We start from the raw sequence: 19,954 nt of genomic DNA, 5'->3' as shown, positions 1-19,954 counted from the left end.
TGTAAAACTTGGCCCGGGTTTACCCAAGGACCCTAATGGGGGTAATTGTGATCAACGTCGATGCGGGCCGGCTCCGGGAGCCTGCCGCGTGGCTCATGGTCGCCGCGGCGTCCGGGAGCGTGCTCGTCGGCATCGAGCGGCTGCTGTTCGGCTCGTCGCTCGGCGGGTCGTCCTTCGCGCTGCGCGCGGCCGTCTTCCTCCAGCAGCTCGTCTCGCCGGTGACCGTCGCCCTGCTCGTCGGCGCGGTCCTGCTGGCGGGCGGCCCCGGCCCGGCGATCGCGCGGCTCAAGCCGATGGTGTACGTGGCCGTGGCCACGCTCGGCCTCGCCGTCCTCTTCGGCGCCATCGGGCTGCTGGGCGGCGTGTTCGCCGGCGACACCGGCTTCATGGGCAAGGTCGAGTTCCTCCTCCTGAACGTGCCCGTGCTCGCGCTGGCCGTGCTCGCCGTGCTCTTCCTGCTCCCCAAGGCCGCGAACGCTCCGGCGGCCGCGGCCCGCCCCGTGCAGTCCTGGGACACCCCGGGGTTCCGCCCCGACGGCGGCTTCGGCGGGCGGCCGGCGGAGTACGGCGCGGCCCCGGCGTACGGCACGGGCCCCCAGGCGCACGAGCCCGCGCCGCAGGCCCCCTTCCACCAGCCGCAGGACCGGGTGCCGCAGGGCGGTCCCGTCCCGGGTCACGGCTTCCCCGAGACCCCCGCGCATCAGGCCTCCGTCCAGGGTCACGGCTTCCCCGAGACCCCCGCGCATCAGGCCTCCGTCCAGGGGAACGGTTTCCCCGAGGCGCCGGCTCCGCAGGCGCAGTACAGCCCGCTGAGCCCCCCGGCGCTCCCGCCCGCCCCCTCCGACCAGTACGGCCACCAGCCGGAGAGCGGGTACGCGCCGCAGGAGGGCTCCCACGCGCTGCAGCCGCAGGAGAACGCCTACGCGTCCCAGGGCGGCGACGGCCACACCGGCCAGGCGTCCGGCTACGGCACGGAGAACCGGCCGTACGGAGCCGCGGCCGAGGACCCGTCCTACGGCGGCCAGGCCGAGAGCCGGCCGTACGGCGGCCAGAACGAGAGCGCGCAGTACGTGGCGCCCGCCGAGGGCCACCCGTACGGTGCATCCGCCGAGGGCCACCCGTACGGCGCGGCCCCGGAGAACCAGCCCTACGGCGCCCCGTCCTCCGTCTACGACCAGTCCCCCGTCCAGCACGCGGAGCCGCAGGTCTACACCCCGAGCCCGTACGTCGCGGCGGACGTCAAGCCCCAGGCTCCGGCGCCGTACGAGCCCCCGGCCGGCTCCTACGAGCCGCCGGCCCAGGCCTACGCCGCCCCCGCCGAGCCGTTCCCGCCCGCGCAGTCCCCGTCCCAGGGCTACGAGCCGTCCGCGCCTTCCCAGGGCTACGAGACCCACGCGCCGTCCCAGGGCTACGAGTCGTCCGCCCAGGCCCAGGGGTACGCCGCCCAGTCGCAGGGCGCGTCCCCGGGGTACGGCGACTCCTCGCCGTCGAACTACGTGCCGCAGCCGACGGACCCGCTGCTGTCCGGTTACGGGCAGCAGGCGGAGTCCTACGCCCAGCCGCAGGGCGAGCCGCAGCCCCACCCGCTGTCGCAGGATCCGTTCCCGGCCTCGCAGCCCGCGCCGTACACGCCGGCCGACAGCCGGCCGCGCCTGTCCTTCGACGCGCCGCCGCAGGGATCCGCGTTCCCGCAGCCGCCGGACAACTACGGCCAGCCGCTCACCGGCTACTCCGGGGCGGAGTTCGCCCGGCAGAGCGACCCGGGCCTGCCGTACCCAGACCCGGCCGACCCCCGCTCCCAGCAGATCGCCCAGGCGTACCAGCAGGCGGAGAGCTACCAGCAGTCCTCCGGGACCGAGCCGCAGCTGCGCGTGCCGGAGTACACCTCCTCGCCGGGAGCCGGGTACGACGACCCGTTCGGGCACCCGCAGACCCCGCAGGCGCCCCCGGCCCAGCAGCAGGCCCAGCAGGCTCAGCCCCAGGCCCCGCAGCCGGACCAGGGCCGGCCGTGGGACGCGCCCGCGGAGGCGACGCTCAGGTTCGACCCGGGCGCCTACCGGAACGACCCGCTCAACGCCCCCGGCCCGGGAGACCCGGCCGGTACGGCGGGCCGGGGCTGGGACTCCCAGCCCATCGACCCCACGGCGATCTACACGCCGGAGCGCCCGGGCCAGGCAACGGGAGAGGAAAACCTCGACAGGGAGAGGACGGGACCTGGTCAGGAGCCGAACATGTCCTGGTACGGTTCCGACCGTCGAGAGCACTGAAGACCCAAGGCGATCTTCACGATCGCCAGGGTGCAATTGCCATCGTCGCAGGCACACGCCTCAGAGCCGGGGAGAGCGGGTCTTTCCCCGGATAGCGGCATGCCGCTTGACGCCACACCAGCCACGCGCGTGTAATTACAGGCGTGTTGTTACGTCTCCCTCCGGGTGGGTAAGGGGGAGGCGTTCATAGGGGGCTCCATTGCGGGCGGCAAGGAGGTGTGCAGTGGCCGACCTGGTCATCGCACAGGACGGCGGCGCTGAAGAGCAGCTTGGTTGGCAGGAACGCGCGCTGTGCGCGCAGACCGACCCGGAGGCGTTCTTCCCGGAGAAGGGGGGATCGACTCGGGAGGCCAAGAAGGTGTGCCGTTCCTGTGAGGTGCGTGCAGAGTGTCTGGAGTACGCACTCGAGCACGACGAACGGTTCGGCATCTGGGGCGGGCTCTCGGAACGTGAGCGTCGCCGGATGAAGCGTGAGGCCGTCTGAGGGGACGACGTCCGACGCGTTGAAGAAATCCAAGGCGCCCTCCGGGGCGCTCGACGATATCTCGATGAGGTCACGCGGCTGTCAGCCGCGTGGCCTTTTTTCGTGCCGCCGGTATATACGGACATAAGGTGCCGTATCGTGGTCGCCGCCGATCTCCCCCTCCTGGACCACGGGACGCATGTCCATCACCGACGCCCCCCGCACGCACCACACCGTCACCGCGATCGTCGTCTCCCACGACGGAGCCCGCTGGCTGGGGGAGACCCTTGACTCGCTGCTCCGGCAGACCCGGCCGGTCGACCGGGTCGTCGCGGCGGACAACGGCAGTCGCGACGGCGGCGCCGACCTGCTGACCCGGACCCTCGGATCGAGCGCGGTGCTGACCCTGCCGCGCTCCACCGGCTTCGGCGAGGCCGTCGCCGAGGTGCTCAAGAGGCTGGAGCCCGCCGGGGGGAACGAGTGGATCTGGCTGCTGCACGACGACTGCGCGCCGGACGCCCGGGCGCTGGAGCACCTGCTCCGGGCCGCCGACGCCGACCCCAAGGCGGGGGTGCTCGGCCCCAAGCTCCGCGACTGGCTGGACCGGCGGCTCCTGCTGGAGGTCGGGGTCACGGTCGACCGTACGGGCCGCAGGGACACCGGCCTGGAGGCCAGGGAGTTCGACCAGGGGCAGTACGACGGCGTCCGGGACGTGCTCTCGGTCTCCACCGCGGGGATGCTCATCCGCCGCGACGTCTGGGACGAGGTGGGCGGGCTCGACCCCTTCCTGCGGATCTTCCGTGACGACCTGGACCTGTGCTGGCGGGTCAGGAACGCGGGCCACCGGGTGCAGAACGTCACCCGCGCGGTCGCCTGGCACGCCGAGGCCGCCTCCCGGCGGCGCCGCCGCATCACCGTCAGCGGCGCCCACCCCCGGCGGCTGGACCGCCGCAACGCCCTCTTCGTCGTCCTGGCGAACCTGCCGGCGGGGCCGCTGCTGCGGGCCCTGCTGCGCAACCTGGCCGGATCGCTCTTCCGCGCCGTCATGTTCCTGCTGGCCAAGCAACCCGCCAACGCGCTGGACGAGGTCGTGGCGTTCGGCTCGGTGCTGGCCCACCCCTGGCGCCTGCTCCGGGCGCGCCGGGCCCGCGCCAAGGGCAGGAAGCAGCGCTACAACGCGGTCAAGCGCCTGCTCACCCCGCCGGGCGCGGGCTACCGGCGGCTGGTGGACCGGATCCAGAACCACCTGTCCGGCGGCCCGGTGGAGTCCGCCGGACGGCACCACGCCGTCGTCCGGGCGCAGGAGGACGGGGAGGAGCTGCTCACCGACGACGCCGGGGCGACCCGCCGGGTCTTCGGCAACCCGGGCGTGCTGCTCTTCCTGGCGCTGCTCGCGGTCACCCTGATCGCCGAGCGGGGCCTGGTCGGCGGCGCCCGGCTGGGCGGCGGCGCGCTCGTCCCGGTGACCGGCGGGGCCGCCGACCTGTGGCGGCTGTACACCGAGGGGTACCACCCGACGGGGCTGGGCAGCGACGCCTGGGCCCCGCCGTACGTCGCGGTGCTGGCCGCGCTCTCGTCGGTGCTGCTCGGCAAGACCTGGCTGGCGGTCTCCGTGCTGCTGCTCGGCTGCGTCCCGCTGGCCGGGTTCTCCGCCTACGCGGCGACCCGCAGGATCGTCTCCGGCCGGTGGACCCGCGTCTGGCTGGCCTCCTCCTACGCGCTGCTCCCCGTGGCCACCGGCGCGGTCGCCGCCGGGCGGCTCGGCACCGCCGTGGTCTTCGTCCTGCTGCCCGTCTACGCGGCGCTGGCCACCACGCTGCTCTCCGGCGAAGGCCGCCGGGCCCGCCGCGCCGCCTGGGCGCTCGGGCTCCTGCTCGCGGTCGGCACGGCCTTCGCCCCGGTCGTCTACCCGCTCACGCTGCTCCTGGGCGCGCTGGCCGCGCTGGCCTTCCCGCGGCGGGGCGTCGGCGCCTCGGTGGCGATCGCGTTCGGCGTCCCGGTCGTGCTGCTGCTGCCCTGGCTGGTCCAACTGGTCGCCGACCCCGGCCGGTTCCTGCTGGAGGCCGGGCTCCACCGGCCCGAGCTGGTCGATCCCGCGCTGCCGGCCGAGTCCCTGCTCCTGCTCAGCCCCGGCGGTCCGGGGATGCCGCCGTTCTGGGTGACCGCCGGTCTGATCGCCGCGTGCCTGGCGGCGCTGCTCATGCGCCGCAACCGGATGGTCATCGCGATCGGCTGGGGCGTGGCCCTCTTCGGCGTCCTGGTGGCGGTGCTGGCGGGCCGGATCACGGTCACCTCGCCGGGCGGCGACACCGAGGCCCCCGCCTGGCCGGGGGTGCCGCTGGCCTTCGCCGCCCTGGGCATGCTCGTGGTGGCGGCGCTCACCGCGGGCCGGGTCGCCGAGTTCCGCGCCGCCGGAGGGCTGCGCCGGATCGCCGCGCTGCTGGTCGTGGCGGTCGCGTTCTCCACCCCGCTGCTCGCGGCGGGCATGTGGATGGTGCGGGGCACCCCCGGGCCGATCAGCGGGAACGCGCGCGACGCGGTGCCCGCGCTGGTCGCGGCCAACTCCGGCGGGGGCGAGCGGACCCTGCTGCTGCGCTCCCGCGACGGCGCCCTGACCTTCACGGTGCTGCGCGGCCGCATGCCGCTGATCGGAGAGTCCGACATCCCCTCGCCCGAGGGCCCGCGCGACCTGGTGAGCGTCGCCGCGGCCGGGCTGGTCTCCGGCAGGGGGGGCGACGACGCCCGGGTGCTGGCCGCGCACGGCGTGCGGTTCGTGGTGGTGGCCAGCCCGGTGAGCCCGGAGATCGGCCGGGCCCTGGACTCCCAGCCCGCGCTGGCCAGGATGAGCCTGTCCCGGGAGCTCGGCGTGTGGCGGCTGACCCAGCCGGTCGGGATGCCCCCGGTCCCGCCGGGCGACCCCTGGCACGCCCGCTGGCTCTGGGTGCAGGCGCTGCTGGTGTGCGTGGTGGCGGTCCTGGCCGCGCCCGGCTCGCGGGGCGAGGAAGAGCTCCCGCAGGACGTGCCCGAGACGGAGAGGGAGCTGGCGGCCCGGTGAAGTCCCTGATCGAGAACCGGTTCGGTCTCCTCGTCCTGGTGCTGGTGGCGCTGCTGGCGCTGTACGGCACGGCCGCGGCCACCCGCCCGGACCGGACGGCCGCCGAGGGCGCGGCGGCCGTGCCCGAACCCCGCAGGGTGCCGATCTCCTCGGTGACGACCGTGTGCCCCGCCCCGGCGGACACCCGGGTCGGCGTCGTCACGCCGCCGGACGGCGGCGGCGCGGGCCCGGGGACGGCCACGGTCACCGCCGAGGGGGCCGGGGGCGGGAAGTCCGGGGACGCCGGGGACGCCGGGGACAAGGTCCTGGACACCCTGGACACGCCGGGGAGGCTCTGGCAGCAGGAGGTCCCCGCCGGGAGCGGTCCCGTCACGGTCACCGCCACCGGGAGCAGCGCGGCGGGCCTGGAGTCGGCGCAGACGCGCCGGGAGACCTCCGGCGGGCAGCGGGGCCTGGCGGGGGTCCGGTGCGTGGAGCCGGCCGCGAGCACCTGGCTGGTGGGTCCGGGCCCGGCCGCGGCCGACGTCAGGCTGTACCTGTCCAACCCCGACCCCGCCCGGGCCGTCGTGGAGGTCCTGGTCTACTCCGGCGAGGGCCCGGTGGCGGGCGGGACGGGGAGCACGATCGTCCTCGAACCGGGCGGGAGCCGTACGGTCGATCTGAAGGAGCTGGCCCCGTCGCCGCTCGTCATGGCGGTCGAGGTGCGCACCGCCGCCGGGCGGGTCACCGCCGCCGCCCGCGCGATCATGAACGGCGGGCGGGGCGTCGACTGGCTGCCCGCGGCGGCGGCCCCGGCCACCCGCGTCGTGGTGCCGGGCGTCCCCGGCGGCGGGGGGAAGCGCGAGCTGCTGGTGGCCTCCCCGGCCGAGGTCGACACGCTGGTCGAGGTCAAGGTGCTGACCCCCGACGGGACCTACGCGCTCAAGGGCCGCGAGCTGGTCGACGTGCCCGCCGGGTCCGTCGTCTCCGTCGACCTGTCCACCGGGATCGGCGGGCAGCCGGCCGCCCTCGTGCTCACCTCCGAAACGCCGGTCGTGGCCGGGCTGGCCGCCACCGGGACGGGGAAGAAGCCCGACGTGGCCTTCACGGCCGGGGCGGCCCCGATCGACCTGGGCAGCGTGGTGGCCGACAACCGCACGGACGGGAAGCGGGGCTCCCGGCTGGTGCTGGCGGCGCCGGAGGCGGAGGGCAAGGTGAGCGTCCAGGTGCTGCCGCGGTCGGGCGACGCGCCCGAGGCGTTCGAGCTGGGCATCGCCGCCTCCCGCGTCAAGGAGGTCAAGCTGCCCGAGATGGACGGCTCCTTCGCGGTGGTGGTGCTCCCGCTGCCCGGCTCGGGCCCGGTGTACGGCGCGCGGGTGATGGACGAGCGGATCAAGGACGGGCTCGCGCTGACCGTCCAGCCGCTGGCCGCCGCCCGCATGTGGGCGCTGGTGCCGCCGATCACCGAGTCGGTCGCCACCGTCCTGCCCTGACGGTCCGCATCGGTGGTGATGCGGGCGGATCCGGGAAGGCCGGGCTCACCCGGTTCGGCTCACGGCCTGCTCGGCGAGGGCGGCGACCGTCTCCCGGCCGGCGCGTCCGGGGTGGGGCACGGCATGGGAGGATGGCACCCATGTCCGACAGGCGTGCGCACGAGCAGCGGCTGCGCGACATCGCCGCCGTCCGCCGCGTCCGCGACCGGATCGACCGCGAGTACGCCGATCCGCTGAACGTCGAGGCGCTGGCCCGCGGGGCGCACATGTCGGCCGGGCACCTGAGCAGGGAGTTCCGCCGCATCTACGGCGAGTCGCCGTACTCGTACCTGATGACCCGGCGGATCGAGCGGGCGATGACGCTGCTGCGCCGGGGGGACCTCAGCGTCACCGAGGTCTGCTTCGCGGTGGGCTCGTCCTCGCTGGGGACGTTCAGCACGAGGTTCACCGAGCTGGTCGGCGTGCCGCCGAGCGTCTACCGCCAGGACCACTCGCAGGCGGCGGCGGGCATCCCGCCGTGCCTGGCCAAGCAGGTGACCAGACCGGTCAGGAATCGAGAAGCACCCCCGCAGCAGCCACGCCTAGCGTGAGCGGCATGGACATCACCATTCACCACGCCTTCCTGCCGCACACCGACCCCGAGGCCGCCCTGGGCTTCTACCGCGACGTCCTCGGCTTCGAGGTCCGCAAGGACGTCGGCTACGAGGACATGCGCTGGATCACCGTCGGACCGGCCGGACAGCCCGGGACCTCCATCGTGCTGCACCCGCCGGCCGCCGACCCCGGCGTCACCGAGGACGAGCGCCGCACCGTCCTGGAGCTGATCGCCAAGGGCACCTACGCCGCGATCACCCTGGCCACCGACGACCTCGACGGCCTCTTCCAGCGCCTGGAGGCCGCCGGCGCCGACGTGGTCCAGGAACCCATCGACCAGGACTACGGAGTCCGCGACTGCGCCTTCCGCGACCCGACCGGCAACCTCATCCGCATCAACCAGCTCACCTGATGCGCGACCGGGGCCGTCCGAGCCGGTGAACACCGGCCCGGGGAGGGCCCCGCCGACGGCGGGCGCGGCCTAGCCGCGCTCGTCGTAGCCCGGGTCGACGGACTCCGGGGAGATCCCGAGGAGCCCGGCGACCTGCTCCACCACGGTGTCGTGGACCATCGCGCCGAGCTGGTCGCGGTCGTGGGCCCTCGCCTCCAGGGGCCGCCGGTAGACGATCACCACGGCGGGGCGGTCCGCCGCGGCGGGCTCGGCCCGGCCGAACGGGATCGGCTCGCCGGTGAGCAGCCCGGGACCGTCGCCCAGGTCGTCGGCGGGCGGCACCTCCTCGACGGCGAACTCCATGACGGCCAGCTGCTTGCCCCACCGGGGCTTGAGCCGGTCCACGGCGTCCAGGACGAGGTCGTCGAAGCGCTCGCTGCGAGACTTGGCGATCGGCACGTGCGAGGGCGCCAACGGGCCGCGCAGGCCGCGGCCGTGCCGGTCGCGCCTGCGCGGCGGGCGGGGTCTTCCAGGTGCCGGACTCACCTGTAAAGCTTAGACGCGCCGGGGAAGGGCCCGCGAGTGGTGGAGGCGGCCGAGGCGCCCCCGGGCGGGGCGGCCCGGGATGCGCGGGCGTCCGGAGAGATGACCGGATGCGCCCCCGGGGCGGGGACGGTCCCGGGACGCGGGCGCGCCGGGGGCGGCGGCCGGGACGCACGGTGCCGGCGTCCGCGGAGCGCGGGAGCCCTACACCTGGGCAAAAGCCGCGACACGTGTCCGAATTGTGGCGACACGCTCGTTAAGAGCGTCCAGATAGTGGCGCCCCGGACGCTTACCGGATACGGTCCCACCGTGAGCCCCGTCCGCCGCTGTTCCCGCACCGCGTGCAGTCAGCCTGCCGTTTTCACGCTCACGTACGTCTACGCCGATTCGACCGCAGTCCTCGGGCCCTTGGCTACGTACGCCGAGCCGCACTGTTACGACCTGTGCGCCGAGCACGCCGAGCGCCTGACCGCGCCACGCGGCTGGGAGGTCGTCCGCCTGCCCACCGACGGCGCCCCGCCCAGTACGGACGACCTGGAGGCCCTCGCCAACGCCGTGCGCGAGGCCGCCCGCCCGGCGCCGGGGAGCGGCACCGAGCCGGTGGGCCAGGGGGTCGAGGTCGGGCGGCGCGGGCACCTGCGGGTGCTCCGCTCGGCGCAGCCCCAGCGCGATCGCTGACCCGGACGCCGGTCACCCCCTAGGCTGGGGACCAGCAGACATCACAAGGGGGGCGGAGCTGGAGTGGGCGATCTCGCCAGGATCTTCAAGGCGTACGACGTTCGCGGCGTCGTGCCGGACGAGTTCGACGAGGAGACCGCGGAGGCGGTCGGCGCGGCCTTCGTGGAGGTGACCGGGGCCGACCGGCTCGTGGTCGCCCACGACATGCGCACCTCGTCCGAGCCGCTGGCCGCGGCCTTCGCGCGCGGAGCGGTCTCGCGGGGCGCCGACGTGGTCCACGCGGGCCTCGGCTCCACCGACCTGCTCTACTACGCGAGCGGCCACCTGGAGCTGCCCGGTGTCATGTTCACCGCCAGCCACAACCCGGCCCGCTACAACGGCATGAAGATGTGCCGCGCGGGCGCGGTGCCGATCGGCCGCGACACCGGCCTGACCGAGATCCGCGACCGGGCCGCGAAGATCCTGGCGGCCGGCGGCCCCGGCGGCGGCGGCTCGGGGCGGGTCACCCGGGCCGACCTGCTGGCGGGCTACGCCGACCACCTGCTGACGCTGGTCGGCCTGGCCGGCGTCCGCCCGCTGAAGGTGGTCGTCGACGCGGGCAACGGCATGGCCGGGCACACGGTCCCCGAGGTGCTGGGCCGCCGGGCCGGGGCGCCGATCGAGCTGGTCCCGCTCTACTTCGAGCTGGACGGCTCCTTCCCCAACCACGAGGCCAACCCGATCGAGCCGGAGAACCTCCGCGACCTGCAGAAGGCCGTGCTGGAGACCGGTGCGGACATCGGCCTGGCCTTCGACGGCGACGCCGACCGCTGCTGGGTGGTCGACGAGCGCGGCGAGTCGGTCTCGCCGTCCACGATCACCGCGCTGGTCGCCGCGCGCGAGCTGGCCAAGCACCCCGGTTCCGTGGTCATCCACAACCTGATCACCTCGCGGGGCGTGCCCGAGATCGTCGCGGAGCACGGCGGCGAGCCGGTCCGCACCCGGGTGGGCCACTCCTTCATCAAGGCCGAGATGGCCAGGACCGGCGCGGTCTTCGGCGGGGAGCACTCCGCCCACTACTACTTCAGGGACTTCTGGTTCGCCGACTCCGGCATGCTGGCCGCGCTGCACGTGCTGGCCGCGCTGGGCGAGCAGGACCGGCCCCTCTCGGAGGTCCTGGCGGCCTACTCCCGCTACGCCGCCTCCGGGGAGATCAACAGCACCGTCGCCGACCAGGCCGCCGTGACCGACCGCGTCCGCGCGGCCTTCGCCGGCCGCGACGGTGTCACCTTCGACGAGCTGGACGGCCTGACCGTGTCCGGCCCCGGATGGTGGTTCAATCTTCGTCCGTCCAACACCGAGCCGCTGCTCCGGCTGAACGCCGAGGCGGCCGACGAGATTCAGATGGCAGCGATCAGGGACGAGGTCCTGGCTGTCGTGAGGAGCTGAACGCGTGAAGATCGACGACTGGCTGCTGGAGATCCTGGCCTGTCCGAACTGCAAGTCCCCCCTGCGCGCCGAGCCGGAGGCGGACGAGCTGTCCTGCACCTCCGCGCAGTGCGGGCTGGTCTACCCGGTCCGTGACGACATCCCCGTGCTGCTGGTGGACGAGGCGCGCAAGCCGTGAACTGGGAGGCCGGCCGGCTCGACGACCCCCGGTGGCTGGAGGAGGGCGACCCCTCGGGCATGCTGCGGGCGGTGGCCTCCTCCGCGGCCCAGCTGCGGACCTCGTACCGGGCGGCCCGCGAGGCGGGCGTGTCGTCGCTGGCCCGCGACGGCCGCCCCCGGGCCGTCGTGGTCGCGGGGATGGGCGGCTCGGGCATCGCGGGCGACGTCCTGGCCGCGGTGTGCGGGCACGGTGCGCCGCTGCCGATCGTGACCGTGCGCTCCTACCGGCTGCCCGGCTGGGTCGGGGCGACCGACCTGGTCATCGCGGTGTCGTGCTCGGGATCCAGCGAGGAGACGCTCGCGGCGGCGACCGAGGCCGTGCGCCGCGGGTGCCGCCTGCTCGCGGTGGGCGGCCCCGGCTCCGCGCTGGAGGCGATCGCCCGGCAGGCGGGGGCGCCGTTCGTGCCCGTCGCCTCCGGGGGGCAGCCGCGCGCCGGGCTCTGGGCGCTCTCGGTCCCGCTGCTCGCCGCCGCCGCCGAGCTCGGCCTGCTCCGGGTGGACGAGGAGACGTTCGAGACGGTGGCGGGGCGGCTGGAGGAGATCGCGAACCGCTGCCGCCCGGTGAGCGAGTCGTTCATCAACCCGGGCAAGTCGCTGGCGATGGAGCTGGCCGAGACGATCCCGATGGTCTGGGGGTCGTCGCCGCTGGCCGCGGTCGCGGCCCACCGGTGGGCCTGCCAGCTCAACGAGAACGGCAAGTACCCGGCGATCTGGGGCGAGATCCCGGAGACCGGTCACAACCAGGTGGTGACCTTCGACGGGCCGCTGGCCGAGCGGGACATCTTCGCCGACGAGGCCGGGCGGTCGCTCCGGCTGTTCGTGCTGCGCGACGCGGAGGAGCATCCGCAGGTGACCCGGCGGCGCGAGGCGTCCGTACGGCTGGCGCACGACCGGAACGTGCCGGTCACCGAGATCGCCGCCGAGGGCACGCATCCGCTGGAGCGGCTGGCCTCCCTGATCGGGCTGGGGGACTACGCGAGTACCTACCTCGCCCTGGGGTACGGCATCGACCCGACCCCGGTGTCGGCGATCACGGAACTCAAGACGAGAATTTCCCAATAGGATCGTGTCCCGGTTTTTCTTGATATATGAGTGGAGGCTGCCGTGAGCGCGGGCGGCGGTACAAAGGCGATCATCGCGGCGTTGGCCGCCAACCTCTCGATCGCGGCGGCGAAGTTCGTCGCGTTCGTCTTCACCGGTTCGTCGGCCATGCTCGCGGAGGGCATCCACTCCGTGGCCGACTCGGGCAACCAGGCGCTGCTGCTGCTCGGCGGCAAGCGGGCGGCGCGGGCCCGCACGCCGGAGCACCCCTTCGGCTACGGCCGGGAGCGCTACTTCTACGCCTTCGTGGTGGCGGTCGTGCTGTTCACCATCGGCGCGCTGTTCTCCCTCTACGAGGGCTGGCACAAGCTCTCCCACCCGGAGGTCATACGAACCCCGCAGTGGGCGTTCGGCGTGCTGACCTTCGCGATCATCGCCGAGGCGTTCTCCTTCCGCACCGCGATCAAGGAGTCGAACGCGGTCCGCGGCGACCAGTCCTGGGTGGCGTTCATCCGCCGGTCGAAGTCCCCTGAGCTGCCCGTCATCGTCCTGGAGGACCTCGGCGCGCTGCTCGGCCTGATCTTCGCGCTCTTCGGCGTGACGATGGCCGTGGTCACCGGTGACCCGATCTGGGACGGCATCGGCACCCTGATGATCGGTGTCCTGCTCGCGGTCATCGCGGTGATCCTGGCGGTCGAGACCAAGTCGCTGCTGATCGGCGAGGGCGCCGGCCCCGAGGTCGAGAACCGGATCAGCGCGGCCCTGGAGAGCACCCCCGAGGTGAGCCGGGTCATCCACATGCGCACCCTGCACCTGGGCCCGGAGGAGATCCTGGTCGCCGCCAAGATCGCGGTGGAGAACGACGACACGGCCGCGGAGATCGCCAAGGGCATCGACGAGGCCGAGAAGCGGGTGCGCGCCGCCGTCCCGGAGGCCCGCGTCATCTACCTGGAGCCCGACCTCTACCGGGCGGACGCCGTCGCGGGCCCCTCCGCCTGACCTTCCCGCCCGGGCCCGTCCGGGCCCGTGAACGCCGTACCGCCCGCCGCCGGACTCCTCTCCGCGGCGGGCGGTACGGCGTTCGCCGTTCTCCGAAGGCGGCCCTGGAGCGCGCCCGGCCCTACGGGCGGCCCTGGAGCAGGCGCAGGGCCTTCTCCTTCTCGAAGTCCAGGGCCCGGCGGGGGGCCTGCAGCCGGCCGATCCGCAGCCCCAGGTCCCGTACGGCCTGCGCCACCGCCGGCTCGCTCAGCACCCGCAGGGCGAAGGCCAGCTCGCTAGGGGAGATGTCGAACCGCTTCTCCAGCTCCACGCCCTGCGCGACGGCCGCGAGCTCCTCGGGGCCGAAGCGCCGGTGCGCGCCTTGGCCCCGGACCGGGGGGAGCAGGCCCAGCGCCTCGCGGTAGCGGAGCATCCGGGGGGACATGCCCAGCCGCCGGGCGGCCTCCGTGATTCGCATTCTGACAATCTTATGTCAGTTTCCCCGCTTCAGGTGTGCTTCTGGTAACCGCGCGCGTCTAGACTCGCACTCGTCGACCATCCGGTAGAGGGGTAACAGCACATGGACTTCAAGGTCGCCGACCTTTCCCTGGCCGCCTTCGGGCGCAGGGAGATCCGGCTCGCCGAGCACGAGATGCCCGGTCTGATGGCCGTCCGCAAGGAGTACGCCGCCGCGCAGCCGCTGGCCGGCGCGAAGATCATGGGCTCGCTGCACATGACCATCCAGACCGCCGTGCTCATCGAGACGCTGGTCGCGCTGGGGGCCGAGGTCCGCTGGGTCAGCTGCAACATCTTCTCCACCCAGGACCACGCCGCGGCGGCCGTCGTCGTGGGCCCGGAGGGCACCGTCGAGGAGCCCAAGGGCGTGCCGGTCTTCGCCTGGAAGGGCGAGACCCTGGAGGAGTACTGGTGGTGCACCGAGCAGGCCCTGCTGTGGCCCGGCGGTGACGGCCCCAACATGATCCTCGACGACGGCGGCGACGCCACGCTGCTCGTCCACAAGGGCGCCGAGTACGAGAAGGCCGGGGCCGTCCCCAGCGCCGCCGAGGACGACCCGGAGGAGTGGAAGGTCATCCTCGACCTGCTCCGCCGCACCGTCTCCGACGACAGGAAGTGGACGCAGATCGCCTCGCGCATCAAGGGCGTCACCGAGGAGACCACCACCGGCGTCCACCGCCTGTACGAGATGTTCAAGGCCGGCACGCTGCTCTTCCCGGCGATCAACGTCAACGACTCGGTGACCAAGTCGAAGTTCGACAACAAGTACGGCTGCCGCCACTCGGTCATCGACGGTCTCAACCGCGCCACCGACGTGCTGATCGGCGGCAAGGTCGCGGTCGTGTGCGGCTACGGCGACGTCGGCAAGGGCTGCGCCGACGCGCTGCGCGGCCAGGGCGCCCGGGTGATCGTCACCGAGATCGACCCGATCTGCGCGCTCCAGGCGGCCATGGACGGCTTCCAGGTCACCACGCTGGAGGACGTCGTCGAGATCGCCGACATCTTCGTCACCACGACCGGCAACTTCGACATCATCACCGCCGACCACATGTCGCGGATGAAGCACAACGCCATCGTGTCCAACATCGGCCACTTCGACAACGAGATCGACATGGCCGGTCTGGCGAAGATCGACGGCATCGTGAAGGAGGAGGTCAAGCCGCAGGTCCACACCTGGACCTTCCCGGACGGCCACTCGATCATCGTGCTCGCCGAGGGCCGCCTGATGAACCTGGGCTGCGCCACCGGCCACCCCTCGTTCGTCATGTCCAACTCGTTCACCAACCAGGTGATCGCGCAGATCGAGCTCTTCACCAAGACCGAGGAGTACCCGGTCGGCGTCTACGTGCTGCCCAAGCACCTCGACGAGAAGGTCGCCCGCCTCCACCTCGACGCCCTGGGCGTGAGGCTCACCGAGCTGACCAAGGCCCAGGCCGACTACATCGGCGTGCCGGTGGAGGGCCCCTACAAGCCCGACCACTACCGCTACTGAGAAAACCCGGACCCGGCCCGTCGCGGGCCGGGGCGCCGAGGACAGCTCCACCCGGGGCCCCCGCAGACCTGCGGGGGCCCTCGGCCGATCAGGGGGGAAGACGTGGACAGGGCGCTGGTGGAGGCCGGGGAGCGGCGGATCGGCTGGGCGGCGCGGGCGATGCCGGTGCTCACGGCGCTCAGCGAGAGGTTCGCCGCGGAGCGCCCGCTGGAGGGCTGGCGAATCGCCGCGTGCCTGCACGTCACCGCCGAGACCGCGGTGCTCATGGGCGCCCTGCGGGTCGGCGGCGCCGAGATCGCGCTGGCCGCCTCCAACCCGCTCTCCACCCAGGACGACGTCGCGCAGGCGCTCGGCGACTACGGGATCGCGGTCCACGCGAGGGCCGGGGCCGACCGGGACGCCTACTACCGGCACATCCACCAGGCGCTCGACATCGCCCCCGATCTCGTCCTCGACGACGGCTGCGACCTGGTGAACATCCTGCACACCGAGCGGACCGAACTGCTCGGCGGGGTCCGCGGCGGCTGCGAGGAGACCACGACCGGCATCATCCGCCTGCGGCAGATGGCCGCGGAGCAGGCCCTGCGCTTCCCCGTGGTCGCGGTCAACGACACCCGGACCAAGCGGATGTTCGACAACCGGTACGGCACCGGCCAGTCCACGATGGACGGCATCATGCGGGCCACCAACACGCTGCTGGCGGGCAAGACCGTGGTGGTCGCCGGGTTCGGCTACTGCGGCCGGGGCGTGGCCGAGCGGGCCCGGGGCCTCGGCGCCCGGGTGGTGGTGACCGAGATCGACCCGGTCAAGGCGCTGGACGCCTCGCTGCAGGGCTACGACGTGCGGCCGATGGCCGCGGCGGCGCGGGCCGGGGACGTGTTCGTCACGGTCACCGGGAACCGCGACGTGATCAGGGGCGAGCACCTGGCCGTGATGAAGGACGGCGCGATCCTGGCCAACGCGGGCCACTTCGACGTCGAGATCGACGTGCGGGCCCTGGACGACCTGGCGCAGGCCGTGCACCGGGGGGTGCGGGCCGGCACCGACGAGTACGTCCTGGCCGACGGCCGCCGCCTGCTGCTGCTCGCCGAGGGGCGCCTGGTCAACCTGACGGCCGCAGAGGGGCATCCGGCCGCGGTCATGGACATGTCCTTCTCCGCGCAGGCGCTCGCGGTCGCCTGGCTGGTCCGGGAGCACGCGCTGCTGGCGCCCGGCGTCTACGACGTGCCCGAGGAGATCGACGCGGAGGTGGCGCGGCTCAAACTGGCCGCGGCGGGCATCGAGGTGGACGAGCTCACCGCCGACCAGGAGCGCTATCTCCGCTCCTGGCGGGCCGGCTCGTAGACGCCGCGGCCGGCTCGGGCCGGCTCGTGAGGCGGCCTGGGAGCCCGCCGGGCGGCCGTGCCGTCCCGCGGGCGGTCGTGCCGTCGTCCGGCGGCCCGGCCGGCGGACGGCGGTCAGCCCGCCGCGGCCCGCATCTCCAGCATCCGGCGGATCTCCGCGCCCTGGGTCACGGACACCTCGTTGGCGAGTTCCTCGATCTTGATGTGCGACCCGCCGCCCAGGACCTGCTCGGACATCGTGATCGCGCCGCGGTGGTGGGCGATCATGAGGTCGAGGAAGAGCCGGTCGAAGTCCTCGCCGGAGGCGGCCTTCAGCGCCTCCAGCTGCTCCGGGGCGGCCATCCCCGGCATGTCGCCGTGGCCGGCGTGGTGGTCCGGGACCCGCTGGCCCTGCTGCTGGAGCCAGGAGGTCATGAACTGGATCTCCGGTCCCTGGGAGTCCGCGATGCGCGAGGCCAGGCCCTTCAACGGGATGGACCGGGCGCGGGCGGGGGCGAGGCCCGCCATGTCGAGGGCCTGCCGGTGATGGATGATCATGTCCTGGACGTATTTCACGTCCGCCGCGTTGGCGGTGGGCGTCGGCACGAGGGTGGCGGCCTCGGCCGGGCCGACGGTCCTGGCGTCCTCTCCGGGCCTGCCCGGCACGATGATCGGCACGGGCGATCCGGCGGCGGCCCGAGGGGGCGGCTCGGGCGCGGCGCTGCAGGCGGTGAGGGAGAGGGCGGCGGCCAGGAGGAGGAGGGCGGCGCGCACCCGTTCTCCTTTCGGGGAGGGACTGGTGCCGGAAAACACTAATACCGCACTATCTCCGGAGTAAAGGGATCAAGTCGGAAGTATCTACTGACACTATGACACCTTGTCGGGCTGCTTGTTCGGGATGAACGATTCAGTCATTTATGCGCCTCCTACGGAGCGCATGACAAGGAGGTTCGCGAGTGTTCACCCCGCAAGGAAGACGCCTCACCAGGCGCCTCCTGGTCGCAGCCGGTGTCGCGGCACTGACGGCGCTGTCCACCGTCCCCGCCCAGGCGGCGGACATCCCGGCTCCCGGCGAGATCGTCAAGAGCGCCAACATCGAGCACGTCCGCAACGTGCCCAGGCCCGCCGAACTGACGGACATCCACACCGACATGGCCTTCCAGGGCGACTACGCCTACGTCGGCAACTACAGCGGCTTCTCCATCTACGACATCCGCCGGCCCAACAGGACGACCCCGGTCAGCTCGCTCGTCTGCCCCGGCGGCCAGATGGACGTCTCGGTCTACGGGAACCTGCTCTTCGGCGCCGTCGACTCCTCCCGCAGCGACGACTCCTGCCAGAGCACCGCGCAGCCCGCGTCGAACAAGGACTCCTGGGAGGGCGTCCGCATCTTCGACATCAGTGACAAGAAGAACCCCAAGTACATCAAGTCGGTCGAGACCAACTGCGGTTCGCACACCCTGACCCTGGTGCCGGGCAAGGGCCGCGACCGGCGGAACGTCTACGTCTACGTCTCCTCCTACAACCCGTCGGCGACCTTCCCCGACTGCCAGCCGCCGCACGACCTGATCTCGATCATCAAGGTGCCGCTGCGCAACCCCACCGCGGCGGCCGTCGTCGCGACGCCGAACCTGTTCCCCGACGGCGGCAACCCCGGTGACGGCCTGCCGTACCCCGAGCGCACGTCGGCCACCAGCGGCTGCCACGACATCACGGCCTACCCGGAGAAGAACATCGCCGCCGGCGCCTGCATGGGCGAGGGCATCCTGATGGACATCTCCGACCCGGTCAGCCCCAAGGTCACCGCGACCGTCCGGGACGACGAGAACTTCGCCTTCTGGCACTCGGCGACGTTCAACAACGAGGGCACCAAGGTGGTCTTCACCGACGAGCTCGGCGGCGGCACCCAGGCCACCTGCAACGAGGCCATCGGCCCCAACCGCGGAGCCAACGCCTACTTCGACATCGTCGGCGGGCAGCTCGTCTTCAAGAGCTACTTCAAGATCGCCCGCCACCAGGCGGACACCGAGAACTGCGTGGCCCACAACGGCTCGCTGATCCCGGTCAAGGGCAAGGACATCATGGTCCAGGCCTGGTACCAGGGCGGCATCTCGGTCGTGGACTTCACCGACTCGGCCAACCCGAAGGAGATCGCCTACTTCGAGCGCGGTCCCGACGACACCGCCCCCGCGCTGAGCGGCGGCCACTGGTCGGCGTACTACTACAACGGCTACATCTACGGCAGCGACTTCAACCTCGGGCTCGACATCCTGAAGATCAACGACCCGCGCACGAGGTCGGCCCAGCACGTCAGGTTCGACATCCTGAACGCCCAGACCCAGGCGTCCTACCGCGAGCGGGGCCACGGCCACCACTGATCGCGGGCATCACCACGACCCGATGACCCCGAGGGGGCGGCGCGGATCTCCCGCCGCCCCCTCGGCGCGTCCCGGGGCGTCGGAGGGTTGTTCGAGAAGGGGCGTCCGGGGGCCGTCAGGAGGGGAGGGTGAAACCGCCGGTCGAGGCCCCGGCCCCGGACCCGGACGCGGAGCCGGGGTGAGCGGCGGAGGCCGGAGCGGGAGCCTGCACCGGCGGGACGGCGGCGGCGCCGGGCGGCGCGTGGGGCGCGGGGACCGCGGCACCCGGCGGAGCGTACGGCGCGGCGGTGTGGAGCGGCGCGGGCGCGTAGACCGCCGCGGCGTAACGCGGCACCCCCTGCCCGGCCGCGGCCCGCCGGGCCTCCGCCCGCAGCGTCAGCCGCTCCAGGTGGCGGCGGCGCCGTTCGGCCAGCACCGCCGAGATGTAGACGTGCGGCGGCACGCCGGGCGGCGGGGGCGGGGAGACGAAGGCCGCCGTCCGGGCCGCGATCCGCGCGCCCATCTCCTGCTGGACGGCGGGGGACAGGTCGTCCCTGCGCGAGAGGTACTGCCGGGCGGTGTGGATCAGGTCGTCCGGGAGCTGGGACAGCTCCGCCGCCGCAGCCCAGCCGGCCAGCCGGGGCGGCATCTCCGGGGGCGGGGCCGGGCTCCGCGGGCCGCGCTCGGAGATCACCATCGTCCCGGCGAAGACGTCGCCGAGCCGCTTGCCCCGGGGGGACAGGAGCGAGCAGATGACGGCCGGGCCGCCGGTGAGCAGGTAGAGCTCGACGAAACCCGCCAGCGCCCGGAAGAGCGCCTGGCGGAACAGCTCGGGCCCGCCGTCGTCGCCGACCACCCGCAGCCCGAGGGCGAGCTTGCCGAGACTCCGCCCCCGGGTCAACGTCTCCACCAGCACCGGGTATCCCACGAACACCAGCACGACGAACAGGATCATGAAGGCCGTCAGCAGCGCCGAGTCGGTGACGCTGGCGGTGTTGGCGACGAGCAGGAAGACCGAGACCACCGCCGCGGCCTGCACGGCCAGGTCGATCAGGAAGGCGGCCGCCCGGATCGGCAGCTGCGCGGTCGAGACGTCGAGGACGACGGCGTCACCGGTCACCAGATCGGACATGCTCCC

18 protein-coding genes are annotated in these 19,954 nt (G+C 73.3%); 14 read left to right on the top strand and 4 right to left on the bottom strand.

Annotated elements, in window-relative coordinates; genetic code table 11:
- Positions 1 to 35 precede the first annotated feature (35 nt).
- The 6 genes from IEZ06_RS04445 (at position 36) to IEZ06_RS04420 (ending at position 8,263) form a co-directional block, all read left to right on the top strand.
- Complete coding sequence (locus IEZ06_RS04445; RefSeq protein WP_189235340.1) at positions 36 to 2,267, top strand: hypothetical protein; 2,232 nt, start codon at positions 36 to 38, stop codon at positions 2,265 to 2,267.
- A 223-nt stretch (positions 2,268 to 2,490) separates the two neighbouring features.
- A complete protein-coding gene (locus IEZ06_RS04440; RefSeq protein WP_189235339.1) occupies positions 2,491 to 2,751 on the top strand; it encodes a WhiB family transcriptional regulator in 261 nt (86 codons plus the stop codon).
- Positions 2,752 to 2,929: 178 nt separating this feature from the next.
- Positions 2,930 to 5,785, top strand: a complete 2,856-nt coding sequence (locus IEZ06_RS04435; RefSeq protein ID WP_189235338.1) for a glycosyltransferase family 2 protein — start codon at positions 2,930 to 2,932, stop codon at positions 5,783 to 5,785.
- A complete protein-coding gene (locus IEZ06_RS04430; protein ID WP_189235337.1) occupies positions 5,782 to 7,257 on the top strand; it encodes a DUF5719 family protein in 1,476 nt (491 codons plus the stop codon). The genes IEZ06_RS04435 and IEZ06_RS04430 overlap by 4 nt, the downstream gene beginning before the upstream one ends.
- A 140-nt stretch (positions 7,258 to 7,397) precedes the next feature.
- Complete coding sequence (locus IEZ06_RS04425; RefSeq protein WP_189235336.1) at positions 7,398 to 7,847, top strand: helix-turn-helix transcriptional regulator; 450 nt, start codon at positions 7,398 to 7,400, stop codon at positions 7,845 to 7,847.
- A 5-nt stretch (positions 7,848 to 7,852) separates the two neighbouring features.
- On the top strand, positions 7,853 to 8,263 hold the full coding sequence (locus tag IEZ06_RS04420; protein ID WP_189235335.1) for a VOC family protein: 411 nt from the start codon (positions 7,853 to 7,855) through the stop codon (positions 8,261 to 8,263).
- Between the two features lie 69 nt (positions 8,264 to 8,332).
- Here the strand turns inward: IEZ06_RS04420 and IEZ06_RS04415 are convergent, their stop codons facing one another.
- Positions 8,333 to 8,788, bottom strand: a complete 456-nt coding sequence (locus IEZ06_RS04415) for a metallopeptidase family protein (protein ID WP_189235334.1) — start codon at positions 8,786 to 8,788, stop codon at positions 8,333 to 8,335.
- Positions 8,789 to 9,094: 306 nt separating this feature from the next.
- Between IEZ06_RS04415 and IEZ06_RS04410 the strand changes: the two genes are divergently transcribed.
- The 5 genes from IEZ06_RS04410 to IEZ06_RS04390 all read left to right on the top strand — a co-directional run bounded on the left by IEZ06_RS04410 (position 9,095) and on the right by IEZ06_RS04390 (position 13,150).
- A complete protein-coding gene (locus IEZ06_RS04410; RefSeq protein ID WP_068894558.1) occupies positions 9,095 to 9,463 on the top strand; it encodes a DUF3499 domain-containing protein in 369 nt (122 codons plus the stop codon).
- A 63-nt stretch (positions 9,464 to 9,526) separates the two neighbouring features.
- Positions 9,527 to 10,891 carry a phosphomannomutase/phosphoglucomutase gene (locus IEZ06_RS04405; RefSeq protein ID WP_189235333.1) on the top strand — a complete coding sequence of 455 codons (1,365 nt, stop codon included), beginning with the start codon at positions 9,527 to 9,529 and terminating at the stop codon, positions 10,889 to 10,891.
- Between the two features lie 4 nt (positions 10,892 to 10,895).
- Entirely contained in the window at positions 10,896 to 11,069 is a 174-nt protein-coding gene (locus IEZ06_RS04400) for a Trm112 family protein (protein ID WP_084008000.1), read from the top strand.
- Entirely contained in the window at positions 11,066 to 12,172 is a 1,107-nt protein-coding gene (locus IEZ06_RS04395; RefSeq protein ID WP_189235332.1) for an SIS domain-containing protein, read from the top strand. Before IEZ06_RS04400 ends, IEZ06_RS04395 begins: the two co-directional genes overlap by 4 nt.
- A gap of 42 nt (positions 12,173 to 12,214) precedes the next feature.
- Entirely contained in the window at positions 12,215 to 13,150 is a 936-nt protein-coding gene (locus IEZ06_RS04390; protein WP_189235331.1) for a cation diffusion facilitator family transporter, read from the top strand.
- A 121-nt stretch (positions 13,151 to 13,271) separates the two neighbouring features.
- Here the strand turns inward: IEZ06_RS04390 and IEZ06_RS04385 are convergent, their stop codons facing one another.
- Complete coding sequence (locus IEZ06_RS04385) at positions 13,272 to 13,607, bottom strand: MerR family transcriptional regulator (protein WP_189235330.1); 336 nt, start codon at positions 13,605 to 13,607, stop codon at positions 13,272 to 13,274.
- Between the two features lie 102 nt (positions 13,608 to 13,709).
- Here IEZ06_RS04385 and ahcY point away from each other — a divergent pair, with 102 nt between their 5' ends.
- Both ahcY and IEZ06_RS04375 read left to right on the top strand, forming a co-directional pair.
- Positions 13,710 to 15,137, top strand: a complete 1,428-nt coding sequence (gene ahcY, locus IEZ06_RS04380) for an adenosylhomocysteinase (RefSeq protein WP_189235329.1) — start codon at positions 13,710 to 13,712, stop codon at positions 15,135 to 15,137.
- A gap of 102 nt (positions 15,138 to 15,239) precedes the next feature.
- Entirely contained in the window at positions 15,240 to 16,481 is a 1,242-nt protein-coding gene (locus IEZ06_RS04375; RefSeq protein ID WP_189235328.1) for an adenosylhomocysteinase, read from the top strand.
- A gap of 113 nt (positions 16,482 to 16,594) precedes the next feature.
- Here IEZ06_RS04375 and IEZ06_RS04370 read toward each other — a convergent pair whose 3' ends face one another.
- Entirely contained in the window at positions 16,595 to 17,233 is a 639-nt protein-coding gene (locus tag IEZ06_RS04370; protein ID WP_189235327.1) for a DUF305 domain-containing protein, read from the bottom strand.
- A gap of 182 nt (positions 17,234 to 17,415) precedes the next feature.
- Here IEZ06_RS04370 and IEZ06_RS04365 point away from each other — a divergent pair, with 182 nt between their 5' ends.
- Positions 17,416 to 18,837, top strand: a complete 1,422-nt coding sequence (locus IEZ06_RS04365; RefSeq protein ID WP_189235326.1) for an LVIVD repeat-containing protein — start codon at positions 17,416 to 17,418, stop codon at positions 18,835 to 18,837.
- Between the two features lie 115 nt (positions 18,838 to 18,952).
- On the opposite strand, the gene IEZ06_RS04360 is transcribed toward IEZ06_RS04365, so the two are convergent.
- Positions 18,953 to 19,948: an RDD family protein gene (locus IEZ06_RS04360; protein WP_189235325.1), complete on the bottom strand. Its 996-nt coding sequence runs from the start codon at positions 19,946 to 19,948 to the stop codon at positions 18,953 to 18,955.
- Positions 19,949 to 19,954 lie beyond the last annotated feature (6 nt).

This window comes from Planomonospora antibiotica, assembly GCF_014647955.1.
In the GTDB taxonomy this organism is placed as follows: domain Bacteria; phylum Actinomycetota; class Actinomycetes; order Streptosporangiales; family Streptosporangiaceae; genus Planomonospora; species Planomonospora parontospora.
This window is presented reverse-complemented; position numbering and strand designations above follow the sequence as displayed.